Source organism: Pseudomonas subflava, assembly GCF_023823685.1.
Taxonomy (GTDB): Bacteria; Pseudomonadota; Gammaproteobacteria; order Pseudomonadales; family Pseudomonadaceae; genus Aquipseudomonas; species Aquipseudomonas subflava.
On sequence record NZ_JAMXBF010000009.1, the window covers coordinates 290,356 to 305,860 of the forward strand.

The window sequence follows — 15,505 nt, forward strand, 5'->3', positions numbered from 1 at the left end:
CGCTGTGCCAGGGATGCAGCGAGCTCGAGAAAAGCCAGGCGAGAGCGGCTGAGGATGCGGAATTTACAGATGGTAGATGAGCAATCCGGAGCCGCCTCCGACGCAGTTTTTCCGTCGCGCCTCAAGGCCGCACGCGGCTTCACGCTGATCGAGCTGTTGGTGGTGCTGGTCCTGCTCGGTGTGCTGACCAGTCTCGCGGTGATCGGCAGCGGCCTGGCCAGCAGTCCCGCACGCAAGCTCAACGATGAGGCCGACCGCCTCAACAGCCTGCTGCGGGTGCTGCTCGACGAGGCGGTGCTCGACAACCGCGAGTACGGCGTGCGCTTCGAGACCCACAGCTACCAGGTGCTGCGCTACGAGCCGCTGAAGGCGCGCTGGGAGCCGTTGGACGACCGGATCCATGAGCTGCCCGACTGGGTCCAGATGAGCATCGAGGTGGAGGACCAGAGCGTCGGCTTGCCCACGCCCAAGGGCGACAAGGACAAGTCCGGGCCCAAACCGCCGCAGCTGCTGATCCTCTCCAGCGGCGAACTGACCCCCTTCACCCTGCGCCTGGCCGGCGGCCGGGAGCGCGGCGCGCCGGCGCTGTCGCTGGTCAGCGACGGTTTCGCCGAACCCGAGCTGAAGCAGGAGAAGGGGCGTTGAGACCGGTCCGTGGCTTCACCCTGCTGGAAGTGCTGGTGGCCCTGGCGATCTTCGCCGTGGTCGCGGCCAGCGTGCTCAGCGCCAGTGCCCGCACCCTGAAGACCGCGGCGCGGCTGGAGGAAAAGACCTTCGCCACCTGGCTCGCGGACAACCGCCTGCAGGAGTTGCAGCTGGCCGATTCGCCGCCCGGCGAGGGGCGCGACCAGGGCGAGGAGACCTATGCCGGGCGGCGCTGGCTGTGGCAGACCGAAGTGCAGGCCACCAGCGAGCCGGAGATGCTGCGTGTCACCGTGCGCGTGGCGCCGCGTCCCGAGCGCGGGCTGCGCGGCAAGCTCGAGGACAACGCCCTGGTCACGCTCAGCGGCTTCGTCGGGGTGGAGCCATGAGGCGCGCGCGCGGCTTCACCCTGCTGGAAGTGCTGATCGCCATTGCCATCTTCGCCCTGTTGGCCATGGCCACTTACCGCATGCTCGACAGCGTGCTGCAGACCGACCGCGGCCAGCGCGAGCAGGAGCAGCGCCTGCGGGAACTGACCAAGGCCATGGCGGCCTTCGAGCGCGATCTGCTGCAGGTACGCCTGCGTCCGGTGCGCGACCCGCTGGGCGATCCGCTGGCTGCGATGCGCGGCGACAGTGGCAAGGACACCTATCTCGAATTCACCCGCAGTGGCTGGCGCAATCCGCTGGGGCAGCCGCGTGCGACGCTGCAACGGGTGCGCTGGCAGCTCGAGGGCGAGCGCTGGCAGCGTGCTTACTGGGCGGTGCTGGATCAGGCCCAGGACAGCCAGCCGCGCGTCCAGCAGGCGCTGGACGGGGTAACGCGCTTCGAGCTGCGCTTTCTCGACCTGGAGGGCCGCTGGCTGCAGAGCTGGCCACCGGCCAACAGCCGCTCGGACGAGGCGCTGACGCAGCTGCCTACGGCCGTCGAGCTGATCATCGAACACCGCTACTACGGCGAGCTGCGCCGGGTCTGGCGCATGCCGGAGATGCCGCAGCAGGAGCAGCTGATCCCGCCGGGTGGCGAGGAGGGCGGCGAGCCACTCCCGGAAGAGCCGGCGCCCATGCCCGAAGCGGAGCCCACCCCATGACGCGCCGGCAGAATGGGGTGGCGCTGATCACCGTGCTGCTGGTGGTGGCGCTGGTGACGGTGGTCTGCGCGGCGCTGCTGATGCGCCAGCAGTTGGCCATCCGCAGCACCGGCAATCAGTTGCTGGTACGCCAGGCCCAGTACTACGCCGAAGGCGGCGAGCTGCTGGCCAAGGCCATGTTGCGCCGCGACCTGACCGAGGGGCAGGTGGACCATCTGGCCGAGCCCTGGGCCAATCCCGGGCTGCGCTTTCCCCTGGACGAGGGCGGCGAGCTGCGCCTGCGCATCGAGGACCTCTCCGGGCGTTTCAACCTGAACAGCCTGGCCGCCGGCGGCCAGGCCGGCGAGCAGGCGCTGCTGCGTCTGCGCCGTCTGCTGCAGCGCCTGCAGCTGACGCCAGCCTACGCTGACCGCCTGCAGGACTGGCTCGACGGCGATCAGGAGCCCAGCGGCATGGCCGGCGCCGAGGACGACCAGTACCTGCTGCTCAAGCCGCCGTATCGCACCGGTCCCGGGCGCATCGCCGACGCCTCCGAGCTGCGCCTGCTGCTGGGCATGAGCGAGGTCGACTACCGGCGCCTGGCACCCTTCGTCAGCGCGTTGCCGAGCCAGGTCGAGCTGAACGTCAACACCGCCGGCGCCCAGGTGCTCGCCAGCCTCGGCGAGAACATTCCCGAGTCGGCGCTGAAGACCGCCATCGAGGGGCGCGGGCGCACCGGCTATCGCGATCCCGGCGCCTTTGTCCAGCAGCTCGGCGCCTACGCGGTGAGCCCCCAGGGGCTGAGCACCGCCAGCCAGTATTTCCGCGTCACCACCGAAGTGCTGCTGGGCGACCGGCGTCAGGTGCTGGCGAGTTATCTGCAACGTGGTAATGATGGACGCGTGCGCCTGATGGCGCGCGATCTGGGGCAGGAGGGCCTGGCGCCCCTGCCCACCGAGGAGCCCGAAGAATGAGCCTGCCCACCCTGTTTCTTCCATCCCAGGCCTGTCCCCAGGTACTGGCCGAGTTGCCCGTCTGGCAGGTCGATAGCGACATCTGCAGCCAGCGCACCTTCGCCGAGGCCCTGCCGGCTGAGGCGCAGCCCTGGCGCCTGGTGCTGCCGGTGGAGGCGGTGACGGTGTGCCTGGTGCAGCTGCCCACCACCAAGGCGCGCTGGCTGCAGAAGGCATTGCCGTTTGCCGTGGAGGAATTGCTGGCCGAGGAGGTCGAGCAGTTCCACCTGAGCGTCGGTGGGCAGTTGGCCGACGGTCGTCACCGGGTCTATGCGGTGCGCCGCGCATGGCTGGCCGGCTGGCTAGCCCTGTGCGGTGGCCACCTGCCGCAGCGCATCGAGGTGGATGCCGATCTGCTCACCGGCGAGGGTAGCCAGCTGCTTTGCCTGGGCGAGCGCTGGCTGCTCGGCGGCAGCGGCGAGGCGCGCCTGGCCCTGCGCGGCGAGGACTGGCCGCAGTTGGCGCCGCTGTGCCCGGAGCCGCGCGTGGCCTATGTGGTAGCCGGCCAGGCAGCGCCGGCGGAGGTCGACGAATTCCACGAACTGGCGTCGCCGCTGGCCTGGCTGGCCCGCCAGCGCGCCGAGTGCAACCTGGCCCAGGGGCCGTTCGCGCGGCGCGAGCCTTCCGGTCAATGGCAGCGCTGGCGGCCGTTGGCGGCGCTGCTCGGCCTGTGCCTGGTGCTGCAATGGGGCTTCAACCTGGCCCAAGGCTGGTACCTGCAGCGCGAGGGCCAGCGTTACGCCGAGGCCAGCGAGTCGCTGTACCGCGAGCTGTTCCCCGGTGACAGCAAACTGATCAACCTGCGTGCCCAGTTCGACCAGCACCTGTCCGAATCGCAGGGCGGTGCCCAGCAGCAACTGCTGCAGCTGCTCGACCAGGCCGCCGCGGCCATCGGCGAGGAAGGCGCGCAGGTGCAGGTGCAGCAGCTGGACTTCAGCGCCGAGCGCGGTGACCTCGCGCTCAACTTGCAGGCCAGCGATTTCTCGGCCCTGGAGAGCCTGCGCACCCGGCTGCAGGAGGCGGGGCTGGCGGTGGACATGGGCTCGGCGAGCCGTGAAGACAACGGCGTCAGCGCACGCCTGGTGATCGGAGGCAACGGATGAGCCTGGTTTCGCAACTGCAGACACGCATCGCCCACAACCCGCTGGCCGTCCGCTGGCACGGTCTGCCGCCGCGTGACCGTTTGGCCCTGGGCCTGCTCGGCGGCTTCCTGCTGCTGGTGCTGCTCTACCTGCTGCTGTGGCGGCCGGTCAGCCAGGATCTGGAGCAGGCACGCAGCTTCCTGCAGCAACAGCGCGCGCTGCACGCCTACCTGCAGGAGAACGCGCCGCAGGTGCGCGCCCTGCAGGGGCGGCCGCAGGTCGATATCGATCCCACGGCACTGCAGGGCCTGGTCACCGGCAGCGCCGCCAGCCAGGGGCTGAACATCGAACGCCTGGACAACCAGGGCGACGGCGGTCTGCAGGTGAGCCTGCAGCCCACCGACTTCGGCCGCCTGCTGCGCTGGCTGGTGAGCCTGGAAGAGCAGGGCGTGCGCGTCGAGGAGGCCGGCATGGAGAGGGCCGAGAAAGGCTTGGTGAGCACCCGCCTGCTGCTGCGTGCGGGTTGAGGGCTGCACCGGGGCGGTGCCGCCGGCACCGTAATCGGGCATATGGGCGTGCTCACAAAACCCGCCCGTGAAGAAAAATTTCAAGCAGGGTGTTGACTTAGGTAATGCCCCTGCGTAAATTGCGCCACCTCGCAAGGCTACTCGGGTGATTAGCTCAGCCGGGAGAGCATCTGCCTTACAAGCAGAGGGTCGGCGGTTCGATCCCGTCATCACCCACCATGTCTCTTGCGAGAACCGACGCGCAGCGGTAGTTCAGTCGGTTAGAATACCGGCCTGTCACGCCGGGGGTCGCGGGTTCGAGTCCCGTCCGCTGCGCCATATACAGAGAAGCCCTCAGCTCGCAAGAGCTGGGGGTTTTTCGCATCTGGGCCTCTGTCACCACAGTGTCATCGGGAATCTTCAGTCTGTTGGCATGGTCTTTGTTTGGACCACATCGCCACTCAAAGGAGGACAACCCGATGGATGACTACGTCGAAGAGCTGCTGGAGTCCCGTGCCGTCGAGCAGGACCCGCTGGAGCCCGCCGAAGACGCGTTCGAGCTTTAACCGGCGTGCAGCCGCTGAAGGCGGCGAAACTCACCCGGAGTCTGCCCGCTCCAGCGCTTGAAGGCCCGTTGAAAGGCCTCCGCGGAGGCGAAGCCGAGCAGGAAGGCGATCTCGCCGAAGGCCAGTTCGGTATCGCGAATGTAGGCCATGGCCAGGTCCCGTCGCGTCTCGTTGAGCAGTGTGCGGAACTGCGTTCCTTCTTCCGCCAGCTTGCGCCTGAGCGTCCAGCTCGGCAGCTGTAATTTCCTCGCCACTTCTTCGAGCTCCGGCTCGCGCCCGTGCAGCATCGGCCCCAGCAGATGGATGATGCGCTCGCGCAGGCTGCGGGTGCGAGTGAGCTGCTCCAGTTCCCGCTCGGCCAGTTCCAGCAGTTGCTGCCAGGTGCTCGGGCAATGCTGGTCGAGCGTCTGGTCCAGGCTGGCGCTGCTCAGGTAGAGCCGGTTGTGGGCGGCGCCGAACTCCACCGGACAGCCGAAGCAGCGCTCGTAGCGCTCGGCATACGGGGGCGCCGGAAACTCGATCTCCACCCGCTCCACCACCAGCGTTTCGCCCAGCAGGGCGCCGAGCTGGTGACGCCAGGTGGACAGCACCGAGTCCACCACGAAACGGTTGAAGTCGTTGTACGGGCTGATCGAATAGAAGCTCAGCCAGGCGCCGCCGGCGTCCTCGGCGAAGCTCGACTGGCCGCGGTAGTTGTGGGCGTAGAGCGGTTCGAAGCGGATCAGCGTGCGCGCCGCCTCGCGCAGGTTCGGCGCCTGGGCCGCGGTGACGCCGGCCAGGCCGGCCTGGCCGATGCGGCTGTGACGGCCCATCTCCAGGCCCAGCGCCGGGTCGCCGCACAGGGCGATGGCGCTGTGGCCCAGGCGCATGTAGCGCGGGATCGACAGGCGCTCGCGCGGCAGGGCGAGGCGGGCGTCGTCCAGGCGGAACTGGCGCAGCAGCTCGTCGGCGGCGAGGCCCTTCTCCGCCAGCGCGGCGACGAGTCCATGGACAAACGCGACGGACAGGTCGCCGAGGCGCACGCGGGTCGGCTTCACGTCACAGCCACAGGTTGAACAGGCGCGCGCCGGGCGCCTCCTCGACCAGGCGCGGCCCGTCGGGCGTCACCGCCATGCTGCGGCCGTCGCTGCCCAGGTTCCACAGCTGGCCGCGCATGAACACCGTCATGCCGGCCGCTGCCGGGGTCTGCGGCAACTGCGCCGGCAACGAGTGGCGCAACCAGGCCTCGCCCTCGCTGAGCTGGCTGGCGCGGCTGCGCAGGTCGCTCGGCGTGCCCGGCCATACGCCGTTCCAGTGACTGTCGCCGTGCAGGAAGGCCGGCACCGCCAGCAGCTCGACCTGCTGTGCGACCAGCGCCGCGTAGCTCTCCGGGCGCCAGCTGTCGGTGCCGATCAGCACGCCCAGGCGCCCGGCCGGGGTGGTCACCACCTGCAGGGCCTGGTCGGCGGCCGCGGCGGTGAAGCTGTCCTCGTCGCGGTGCGGCAGCACCTTGCGCTGCGGTTGGCCGAGCGGTATCCCGTCGTTGCCGAACACCAGGCTGACGTTGTACAGCGGCCCGTCGCCGACCAGCAGCACGCCTTCCTCGACGCGCGGGTCCGGCAGCACGATCGAGCCGGCGACGATGGTCACGCCGTAGGTCTCGGCCAGGCCGCCGAACAGGCTCTGGTAGTCGGCGGCCATCTGTTCGGCCTTCATGCGCAGCAGCGCATCGCTGAAGCGCGACGTGCCCTGGTTGGCCAGCAGCGCGCCGATCAGCTCCAGCGGATGGCTGAGACCTAGCCACACACGCGCCTCGGCCAGGTCGCGGGCTGCGAACACCTCGCGCTTCTCGCCGACCGCCACCAGCCAGGTGCCGATGTGCTCGGGCAGCACGACCACGGTCTTCGCGTTGAGCAGGCCCTGGCGCTGCGCTCCGTCGAGATAGGCCGCGAGCTTGCGGTGCAGATGCAGCGCGCTGCGGTAGTCGGCGTTGTACAGCTCTGGCTGGATGCCCAGCAGGTTGCCACGACCGCGGTCGTCGCCCTGGCTGAAGGCCAGCGAGCTGCGCAGGTCGCTGAGAAAGAAACTGGCGGGCCGCCACTGGATCCAGGCGGCATAGGCGATCAGGGCGGCGGCGAGCAGCAGCAACAGGCCGCGACGAAGCAGGGTGAGCATGGATGAACCTGGTTGAAAGTGAACCGCCAGCCTAGGGCAAGGCGCCGTCGTTGCCTAGTCGGCCTGTCACTTTCGATCAATAACTTGTGCTTTTCGATCATTGAGCGGTCGGCGGCCGCTCATTATCGTCTGCCGCAACAACGACCACGCGCGGATCAGTGCGTGGCAGACCGTGATAAGCCCGACGCTGTGGAGATGACCATGAGCAACGCCTACCCGAACCTGCTAGCCCCGCTGGACCTCGGTTTCACCACCCTGAAGAACCGTACCCTGATGGGCTCCATGCACACCGGCCTGGAAGAGAAGCCGGGTGGCTTCGAGCGCATGGCGGCCTACTTCGCCGAGCGTGCCCGCGGCGGCGTCGGCCTGATGGTCACTGGCGGCATCGGCCCGAACGAAGAGGGCGGCGTGTACTCCGGCGCGGCCAAGCTGACCACCGTCGAAGAGGCCGAGAAGCACAAGATCGTCACCCGCGCCGTGCATGAGGCGGACGGCAAGATCTGCATGCAGATCCTGCATGCCGGCCGCTACGCCTACAGCCCGAAGTCGGTTGCACCGAGCGCCATCCAGGCGCCGATCAACCCGTTCAAGCCGCGCGAGCTGGACGAGGAAGGCATCGAGAAGCAGATCCAGGACTTCGTCACCTGCTCGCTGCTGGCCCAGCAGGCCGAATACGACGGCGTCGAGATCATGGGTTCCGAGGGGTACTTCATCAACCAGTTCCTCGCCGCCCACACCAACCACCGCACCGACCGCTGGGGCGGCAGCTACGAGAACCGCATGCGCCTGCCGGTGGAGATCGTCCGCCGCGTGCGCGAGGCCGTAGGCCCGAACTTCATCATCATCTATCGCCTGTCGATGCTCGACCTGGTCGAGGGCGGCAGCACCTGGGACGAAATCGTCCTGCTGGCCAAGGCCATCGAGAAGGCCGGCGCCACCATCATCAATACCGGCATCGGCTGGCACGAGGCGCGCATCCCGACCATCGCCACCAAGGTGCCGCGCGCGGCCTTCACCAAGGTCACCGCCAAGCTCAAGGGCGAGGTGAACATCCCGCTGTGCACCACCAACCGCATCAACACCCCGGAAGTGGCCGAGCAGGTACTGGCCGAGGGCGATGCCGACATGGTGTCCATGGCCCGTCCGTTCCTCGCCGACCCGGACTTCGTCAACAAGGCCGCCGAAGGCCGTGCCGACGAGATCAACACCTGCATCGGCTGCAACCAGGCCTGCCTGGACCACACCTTCGGCGGCAAGCTGACCAGCTGCCTGGTCAACCCGCGTGCCTGCCACGAGACCGAGCTGAACTACATCCCCACCACCGTCGTGAAGAAGATCGCCGTGGTAGGCGCCGGCCCTGCCGGCCTGTCCGCCGCCACCGTGGCCGCCGAACGCGGCCACAGCGTGACCCTGTTCGATGCGGCCGGCGAGATCGGCGGCCAGTTCAACGTGGCCAAGCGCGTGCCGGGCAAGGAAGAGTTCTACGAGACCCTGCGCTACTTCAAGAAGAAGCTGGAAAGCACCGGCGTCGACCTGCGCCTGAACACCCGCGTCAGCGTCGATGACCTGACCCAGGGCGGCTTTGACGAAATCATCCTGGCCACTGGTATCGCCCCGCGCACCCCGGCCATCGAAGGTATCGACAACGCCAAAGTGATCAGCTACCTGGACGCCATCCTGCAGCGCAAGCCGGTCGGCCAGAAGGTCGCGGTGATCGGCGCCGGCGGCATCGGATTCGACGTCTCCGAGTTCATCACCCACGCCGGCGAAGCCACCAGCCAGAACCGCGACGCGTTCTGGAAGGAGTGGGGCATCGACACCGCGCTGGACGCCCGTGGCGGCATCGCCGGGATCAAGGCCGAGGTGCATCCGGCGGCCCGCGAGGTGTTCCTGCTGCAGCGCAAGAAGACCAAGGTCGGCGACGGCCTGGGCAAGACCACCGGCTGGATCCACCGCACCGGCCTGAAGAACAAGAACGTGCAGATGCTCAACTCGGTCGAGTACCTCAAGGTCGACGACGCCGGCCTGCACATCCGCATCGCCGAGGGCGAGCCGCAGGTGCTGCCGGTCGACACCGTGATCGTCTGCGCAGGGCAGGACCCGCTGCGCGAGCTGCACGACGGCCTAGTCGCCGCCGGGCAGAACGTGCACCTGATCGGCGGTGCCGACGTGGCCGCCGAGCTGGACGCCAAGCGGGCGATCAACCAGGGCTCGCGCCTCGCCGCCGAGCTGTAACCGAAACGCCCCGCCTCGCGCGGGGCGTTTGCTATCCGGCTCATAACAACAAGGAGAAGCCCATGTCCCTCGACGCCCAGCTGCACCCCGCCGCCGCGGCCAGCCTGCAGCGCTGGCACCAGTTCATCGCCGCCCAGGACCTGAGCCGCTTGCCCGAGCTGCTGCACCCCGAGGCGGTGTTCCGCTCGCCCATGGCGCATACCCCGTACCCGGGCGCGGCAAAGGTCAATCTGATCCTCAATACCGTGCTGCAGGTGTTCCAGGACTTCGCCTACCACCGCGAACTGGCGACGGCCGACGGCCTCAGCGTGGTGCTGGAGTTTTCCGCTAAGGTCGGCGAGCGCGAGCTCAAGGGAATCGACATGATCCGCTTCGACGAGGCGGGCAAGATCGTCGAGTTCGAGGTGATGGTCCGCCCGATGAGCGGCCTGGCTGCCCTCGGCGAGGAGATGGGCCGGCGCCTGGCGCCCTATCTGGCTGCCAAGCCGGCCTGATTCGCCCAACCCGTCACAGTTTCACCCGGCCGCCATCCCGTACCCGGATGGCGGCCGGATGCCTGCCAACCCAGTCACATTGCCCGCGTTCCGTTTTCCCCTAGACTTGCCCCAAACAAGGGATTGCGCCTGCCCTGCAGGCTATGCACGTGCGCGGACCACCGCAGCACGCCGATCGTGATCCTAGAAGGCCTTGAGGGAAATCCATGAGCATGCAGAACAAAGCGCAGATGGTCGAAGCGGTGCTGTTCTTCAATGAGCGCGGCGTCTGCAAGGAGATGCTGTTTCCCGAGTTCGAGGCGCTGCTCGACAACGTGGTGAACATGCCCGAGTTCGCCGATCAGCAGGTTCGCCTGGCCTACGTGCTGATCAACCCGCGGCTGCTGGTGCGCGCCGTGGTGTTCTTCTATCTGGATTTCGACGAGCAGGGCGGCGCCGACAAGGGCTGGAACCTGCCGCTGCGCCATCTCGCCGACAATGCCGGCCGCGGCCCGGACCTCGGCGCCGGGCCGATCCGCCTGGCCTGCCGCAGCCAGTGCCCGGTGTCCTGGCACCAGATGCACCTGTGGGACCCGAGCCTGGCGCCGGGCAAGAACGACCTGGTGCTGGTGCGCGATGCGGTCAAGCGCAACGCGCTCGGTCTGCTGGTCGAAGAGGACGCCCCTGTGGTCCTGGCCGAGCGCCTGCAGGTGGCCGCCGAGGACAAGTGGCAGGCCCCCGATCCCGCGCGCCAGGAGGCCGACAAGCAGGCCGAGCAGAAGGAACAGGAACACCGGCTGAAGACCGCCCAGCTGATCAAGCAGCAACGCCTGCGCATCAGCACCCTGGGCAAGCAGCACGAGGAAGATCTCGCCCGCCTCAAGCTGGCCACCGAAGAGCGCCAGCGTTCGCTGCACACCGAGATCCACAACCTGCACCAGGCGCTGCGCCAGCAGGAGGAACTGAACAACAGCCTCAAGGCGCAGCTCGGCGCCCAGGCCGACAGCATGCAGCAGACCCGCGAGGATCTGTCCCGCCAGCTGCGCGATCTGGAGCGCCATGGCCGTACCGAGGCCGACATCCTTCGTGCGCAGTTCGATTCCGAGCTGCAGGCGCGGGTCGCCGCGGCCGTGGCCGAGTCCCGCGAACAGGTGGCGGTCCGCGATGTCGAGCTGGCCTACCGCGCCGAGCAGGAAACCCAGCTGCAGCAGGAGCTGGAGCGCCTGAAGCGCGAGCGCGACGACCTGGCCAGCCAGGGCGGCGAGCAGATTCTCGAGCGTCTGGCCAAGCTGGGCGTGGTGTTCGTGGTGTATCACCCGGGCGCCGGTCACCTGACCATTCCGCTGCAGGACATCGCCCGCTACCAGAACAATCCCATGGGCTACGCCGCCGGCAAGTGCTTCGTCTCCGAGGAGCAGTACCGCCAGTGGCTGGCTCATTACCAGCAGCCCGCCTGCGAGGCCTGCCTGCCGTCCGGCGAGCGTTGCGCCATGCCGATCGACCGGGTGGAAACGCCCAGCCGCTTCGTGGTCGGCGAATCCAACTGCTGCGCCCGGCACAAGGCCGGCGCGCGCCTGCGCACCGTCAGCTGAGGCCCGTGGTCCGGGTATGATGCGCCGGCGCCGCCGTGGCGCCGCGACCGGACCCGCTTCGCCATGCCGTTCACCGTTCCGCACTGGGCTCCCGGTGCGCCCCTGCAACCGCTTTCGTTCGACTGGCTGACGCGCGCCGGTATCGAACTCGCCGTGCTGCGCCTCGATCTGCTCGACCCGCTGCTGTCGGGCAACAAGTGGTTCAAGCTGAAGCCGCACATCGAGGCGGCCGCGGCGGCTGGTGCCGACGGCCTGATCAGCCTGGGCGGCGCGCACTCCAATCATCTGCACGCCCTGGCGGCCGCGGGGCGGCGTTTCGGCTTCGCCACCGCCGGCCTGCTGCGCGGCGAGCCGCAGGACACGCCGACGGTGCGCGACCTGCAGGCTTTCGGCATGCAGCTGCATTGGCTCGGCTATGGCGGCTACCGCAAGCGCCACGAGGCGGATTTCTGGCTGCCCTGGCGTGCGCGTTATCCGCGGCTGTTACCGGTGGGCGAGGGCGGCGGCGGGCTGCCGGCGGCGCGGTCCTGTGCGGGCATCGTCGAGCTGGCCAGGCAGCAGCTGGCCGCGTTGGGCTGGGACGACTATCACGGCTGGTGGCTGGCCGCCGGCACCGGCGCCACCGCCGCCGGCCTGGTGCTGGGCGAGCGCGGCGCACGGATGGTGCATGTCGCCACGGCGGTGCCGCCCGGACATGGGGTGGAAGCGGCGTTGCCGGCGATCCTGGCCGAGGCCGGGATGGCTGATACGGGGTATCGTCTACGGGATGCCAGCCGCGGCAGTTTCGGCAGGCTGGATGCGCGGCTGGCGAGCTTTATTCGCGAGTGCGAGCACGCTTCGCAACTGCCGCTGGAACCGCTTTACACCGGCAAGGCATTGCTGGCATTGCGCGACGAGGTGGAGGCCGGTTACTTTGCTCCGGGTACGCGTCTGCTGTTTCTCCACACCGGGGGACTGCAGGGGCGCCGGGCCATGGCCCAACGCCTGGAAGCGCTGGCAGCAGTACGCCAAGAATAACGAAGGACAGGTGTCGATGACCGAGCCGCTGAATCCCGACCAGCTGCGCAGCTTCACTCCGCTCAATGTGCTGTCCGAACAGCAGTGGCGCGAGCTGCGCGGCCAACTGGTGCCGCAGCACCTGCTGGCCGGGCAGCTGTTGTTCCGCCAGGGCGACCACGCCCGCACCACCTACTACCTGTTATCCGGCGAGCTGCTGTTGCGCGACGCCGAGGGTAACGAAGAGCGTCTGCAGGCCGGCAGCGAAGCCAGCTGCCATCCTCTATCCCCGACCCTGCCGCGCCTGCACGAGGCCCGCGCGCTGAGCGATGCCAGCGTGCTGGCGCTGGATTCGGCCAACCTGAGCCGCCTGCTGACCTGGCGCCTGGCCTACCAGGACCTGCTGCTCGACCTGGGCGGCAGCGGCGAAGACGTCGAGTGGCTGGAACGCCTGCTGGAAAATCCGCTGTTCACCAAGGTGCCGCCGGCCAACGTGCGCGCCATGCTCGACCGCCTGCGGCCGATCGATCTGCCCGCCGGCAGCCGGGTGCTGGTGGAGGGCGAGACCGGCGATTGCTGTTACTTCCTCAAGAGCGGTCGCGCCGAGGTGTTCCGCGGCGGCGCCAACGCACGCCAGGTATTGGCCGAGCTGGAAGTGGGGGCCTGCTTCGGCGAGGAGGCGCTGCTCTCCGACCAGCCGCGCAACGCCACCGTCACCCTGATCGAACCGGGCGTGGTGCTGCGCCTGGATCGCCAGGACTTCTTCGCCCTGCTCAAGGCGCCGGTGGTGGACGAGGTGTCGTTCGGCGAGGCGGCGCGCCTGCTCTCGACCGGCGCCCAGTGGCTGGACGTGCGCCTGCAGGCCGAATACGAACTGGGTCACGCCCAGCAGGCGCTGAACATGCCGCTGCACCTGTTGCGCCTCAAGGTGCGACTGCTGGACAAGGACCGGACCTATCTGTGCTATTGCGACAGCGGCAAGCGCAGCGCCTCGGCGGTGTTCCTGCTGTCGCAGCTGGGCTTTTCCGCCTATGCACTGCGCGACGGATTGGACGCGCTGCCGGCGGTCCAGCGCGGCGCGCTGCTGTGCGAGAACGGGCCGGGTTACCTGGCCCGTTCCGGTGGGCGCACCGAGCGCAGTCACTAGGTTCCTGGCGCGGCAGAAATCGCCTGCAGCGAGCGCTTTCTCTTCTGTGAGGCATGGCCGCTAGGGCGCGCGCCTAACGAAGGTGGTTGCCCGAATATTCCCGTTGCGCATGGCGCACCCTACGGCGTCGCGTTTGCTGATGCGGGCCAGGCGTCGTTGACCAAGAACAGCCGCTCGCGCTCGTGCCAGTCGCCATCCTCGCCAGGCTCGAGGCATACCAGCAGCTGCGCCGGGGCAAACGCGTCCAGCCGATCCAGCCAGTCGGTGAGTTGCGCGGGCGACCAGCATTCTTCCCCGGGCAGCCGCGCCGGCGCCAGCCAGGCCTGGCGTTGCAGGGGTTGCCAGTGCTGGTGTTCGGCGGCCAAACGAGGCCAGTCGCGGCGGTGCAGCCAGGTCCCGCGCAGATGGTGGTCATTGCTGCCACTCGGCGCCGCGCACCCTTCATTCCCGGGGTAGAAGAGATAGCCACCGAGCCAGGCGGCGGCGCGGGGTATTTCGTCGGTCAGCCCGGCAAGCGCCAGGCGCGTGGCCGGACTGGCGGACAGCGGTAGCTGATGACGCGCAAAGTGTTCCAGCTTGAGCCCCAGGCGATCCTCGCTGGCCGGCCCCAGCCAGTGGTGCACATCGTCGCCGGGGAGCCGTTCCGGGCCCAGGTACAGCTTGATCGCCAGCTCCGGGTGATGCACCCCTTCGGCATCGCGTAGCAGCAGGTCCAGCTCGCCCAGGGTGAGGCCGCCCTGGCGCACCGGCAGGTTGGCCGCCAGCAGCTCGACGTCCGGCGCGGCGGAGAGGGCGAATTGCCAGAGCCGCTCGTAGTAGCGACCCAGGCGACTGGAGCCGTTGGCCAGGTATTCCTGCAACGCGGCGGGATCGGCCTCCTGGCGCAACAGCCAGTCGACCAGTCTCTCCGGCTCGCTCAGCCAGGCGCTGGCGGCCAGCGGATGGCGCAGCGGCAGACTCCGGCCGTCGAGCAGGGCGGGGGAAAGCAGGGTCCAGGCCAGGTCGCGTACCCGCGGCTGGCGCAGGCGCGCCAGCACATTGTCGAGGGGCGTTCGCATCGGCCGAGCATAGCCGACGCGGTTTGCTGCGGTTGGCGCCTTTCGCCCATAATCCGGGCAATTGTCCCCGTCGCAGAGCGCCCCATGGAGCAATTCCGCAATATCGGCATCATCGGCCGCCTGGGCAGCGCCCAGGTGCTCGATACCATTCGCCGCCTGAAGAGCTTCCTGCTCGAGCGTCATCTGCACGTGATCCTCGAGGACACCATTGCCGAGGTCCTGCCCGGCCACGGCCTGCAGACCTGCTCGCGGAAGATCCTCGGCGAGGTCTGCGACCTGGTGGTGGTGGTCGGCGGCGACGGCAGCATGCTCGGTGCCGCCCGTGCCCTGGCGCGCCACAAGATCCCGGTGCTCGGCATCAATCGCGGCAGCCTAGGCTTTCTCACCGACATCAAGCCGGACGAGCTGGAAGTGAAGGTCGCCGAGGTGCTGGAGGGCCGCTTCCTCGAGGAGAGCCGCTTCCTGCTGGAGGCCGAGGTACGCCGCCACGGCGAGGCCATCGGCCAGGGTGACGCGCTCAACGACGTGGTGCTGCACCCGGGCAAGTCGACCAAGATGATCGAGTTCGAGCTGTTCATCGACGGCCACTTCGTCTGCAGCCAGAAGGCCGACGGCCTGATCATCGCCACGCCCACCGGCTCCACCGCCTACTCGCTGTCCGCCGGCGGGCCGATCATGCACCCCAAGCTGGACGCCATCGTCATCGTGCCGATGTACCCGCACACCCTGTCCAGTCGCCCGATCGTGGTGGACGGCAACAGCGAGCTGAAGATCGTGGTGGCCGACGACCTGCCGATCTACCCGCTGGTATCCTGCGACGGCCAGAACCACTTCACCTGCGCCCCCGGCGACACCATCACTGTGGCCAAGAAGCCGCAGAAGCTGCGCCTGATCCACCCGCTCGACCACAACTACTACGAGGCCTGCCGCACCAAGCTCGGCTGGGGCGGCCGCCAGTGGAGCCACGACTGA

Annotated in this window: 15 protein-coding genes and 2 tRNA genes; 14 read left to right on the forward strand and 3 right to left on the reverse strand. The window is 68.6% G+C overall.

Annotation, left to right across the window (positions count from 1 at the left end):
- Positions 1–69 precede the first annotated feature (69 nt).
- From gspH to NF616_RS14875, 8 genes are all read left to right on the forward strand, one after another.
- A complete protein-coding gene (gene gspH / locus NF616_RS14840; protein WP_252274061.1) occupies positions 70–645 on the forward strand; it encodes a type II secretion system minor pseudopilin GspH in 576 nt (191 codons plus the stop codon).
- Positions 642–1,031, forward strand: coding sequence for a type II secretion system minor pseudopilin GspI (gene gspI / locus NF616_RS14845; protein WP_252274062.1), 390 nt, complete (start codon positions 642–644; stop codon positions 1,029–1,031). The genes gspH and gspI overlap by 4 nt, the downstream gene beginning before the upstream one ends.
- Positions 1,028–1,732, forward strand: coding sequence for a type II secretion system minor pseudopilin GspJ (gene gspJ, locus NF616_RS14850; RefSeq protein WP_252274063.1), 705 nt, complete (start codon positions 1,028–1,030; stop codon positions 1,730–1,732). The genes gspI and gspJ overlap by 4 nt, the downstream gene beginning before the upstream one ends.
- Positions 1,729–2,685: a type II secretion system minor pseudopilin GspK gene (gene gspK / locus NF616_RS14855; RefSeq protein WP_252274064.1), complete on the forward strand. Its 957-nt coding sequence runs from the start codon at positions 1,729–1,731 to the stop codon at positions 2,683–2,685. Before gspJ ends, gspK begins: the two co-directional genes overlap by 4 nt.
- Positions 2,682–3,827, forward strand: coding sequence for a type II secretion system protein GspL (gene gspL / locus NF616_RS14860; protein WP_252274065.1), 1,146 nt, complete (start codon positions 2,682–2,684; stop codon positions 3,825–3,827). The genes gspK and gspL overlap by 4 nt, the downstream gene beginning before the upstream one ends.
- Positions 3,824–4,333 carry a type II secretion system protein M gene (locus NF616_RS14865; RefSeq protein WP_252274066.1) on the forward strand — a complete coding sequence of 170 codons (510 nt, stop codon included), beginning with the start codon at positions 3,824–3,826 and terminating at the stop codon, positions 4,331–4,333. Before gspL ends, NF616_RS14865 begins: the two co-directional genes overlap by 4 nt.
- 143 nt (positions 4,334–4,476) lie before the next feature.
- Positions 4,477–4,552: transfer RNA gene (locus tag NF616_RS14870), tRNA-Val, on the forward strand.
- A 22-nt stretch (positions 4,553–4,574) separates the two neighbouring features.
- A tRNA-Asp gene (locus NF616_RS14875) sits at positions 4,575–4,651 on the forward strand.
- A 223-nt stretch (positions 4,652–4,874) separates the two neighbouring features.
- Here the strand turns inward: NF616_RS14875 and NF616_RS14880 are convergent.
- Together NF616_RS14880 and NF616_RS14885 are read right to left on the reverse strand one after the other, a co-directional pair.
- Positions 4,875–5,915 (reverse strand): AraC family transcriptional regulator, encoded by a 1,041-nt coding sequence (locus NF616_RS14880; protein ID WP_252274067.1) that lies wholly within the window; start codon positions 5,913–5,915, stop codon positions 4,875–4,877.
- 1 nt (position 5,916) lies between these two features.
- Positions 5,917–7,032: a carbon-nitrogen hydrolase family protein gene (locus NF616_RS14885; protein ID WP_252274068.1), complete on the reverse strand. Its 1,116-nt coding sequence runs from the start codon at positions 7,030–7,032 to the stop codon at positions 5,917–5,919.
- A 201-nt stretch (positions 7,033–7,233) separates the two neighbouring features.
- On the opposite strand from NF616_RS14885, the gene NF616_RS14890 reads away from it, so the two are divergent.
- The 5 genes from NF616_RS14890 to NF616_RS14910 all read left to right on the forward strand — a co-directional run bounded on the left by NF616_RS14890 (position 7,234) and on the right by NF616_RS14910 (position 13,475).
- On the forward strand, positions 7,234–9,267 hold the full coding sequence (locus tag NF616_RS14890; protein WP_434091885.1) for an oxidoreductase: 2,034 nt from the start codon (positions 7,234–7,236) through the stop codon (positions 9,265–9,267).
- A 62-nt stretch (positions 9,268–9,329) separates the two neighbouring features.
- Entirely contained in the window at positions 9,330–9,761 is a 432-nt protein-coding gene (locus tag NF616_RS14895; protein ID WP_252274069.1) for a nuclear transport factor 2 family protein, read from the forward strand.
- 206 nt (positions 9,762–9,967) lie between these two features.
- Positions 9,968–11,332: a chromosome partitioning protein ParA gene (locus tag NF616_RS14900; RefSeq protein WP_252274070.1), complete on the forward strand. Its 1,365-nt coding sequence runs from the start codon at positions 9,968–9,970 to the stop codon at positions 11,330–11,332.
- A 63-nt stretch (positions 11,333–11,395) separates the two neighbouring features.
- On the forward strand, positions 11,396–12,349 hold the full coding sequence (locus NF616_RS14905; protein ID WP_252274071.1) for a 1-aminocyclopropane-1-carboxylate deaminase/D-cysteine desulfhydrase: 954 nt from the start codon (positions 11,396–11,398) through the stop codon (positions 12,347–12,349).
- Between the two features lie 16 nt (positions 12,350–12,365).
- Positions 12,366–13,475 (forward strand): cyclic nucleotide-binding domain-containing protein, encoded by a 1,110-nt coding sequence (locus NF616_RS14910; protein WP_252274072.1) that lies wholly within the window; start codon positions 12,366–12,368, stop codon positions 13,473–13,475.
- Between the two features lie 119 nt (positions 13,476–13,594).
- On the opposite strand, the gene NF616_RS14915 is transcribed toward NF616_RS14910, so the two are convergent.
- A complete protein-coding gene (locus tag NF616_RS14915) occupies positions 13,595–14,533 on the reverse strand; it encodes a DUF1853 family protein (RefSeq protein ID WP_252274073.1) in 939 nt (312 codons plus the stop codon).
- An 84-nt stretch (positions 14,534–14,617) separates the two neighbouring features.
- Here NF616_RS14915 and NF616_RS14920 point away from each other — a divergent pair, with 84 nt between their 5' ends.
- Positions 14,618–15,505, forward strand: coding sequence for an NAD(+) kinase (locus NF616_RS14920; protein WP_252274074.1), 888 nt, complete (start codon positions 14,618–14,620; stop codon positions 15,503–15,505).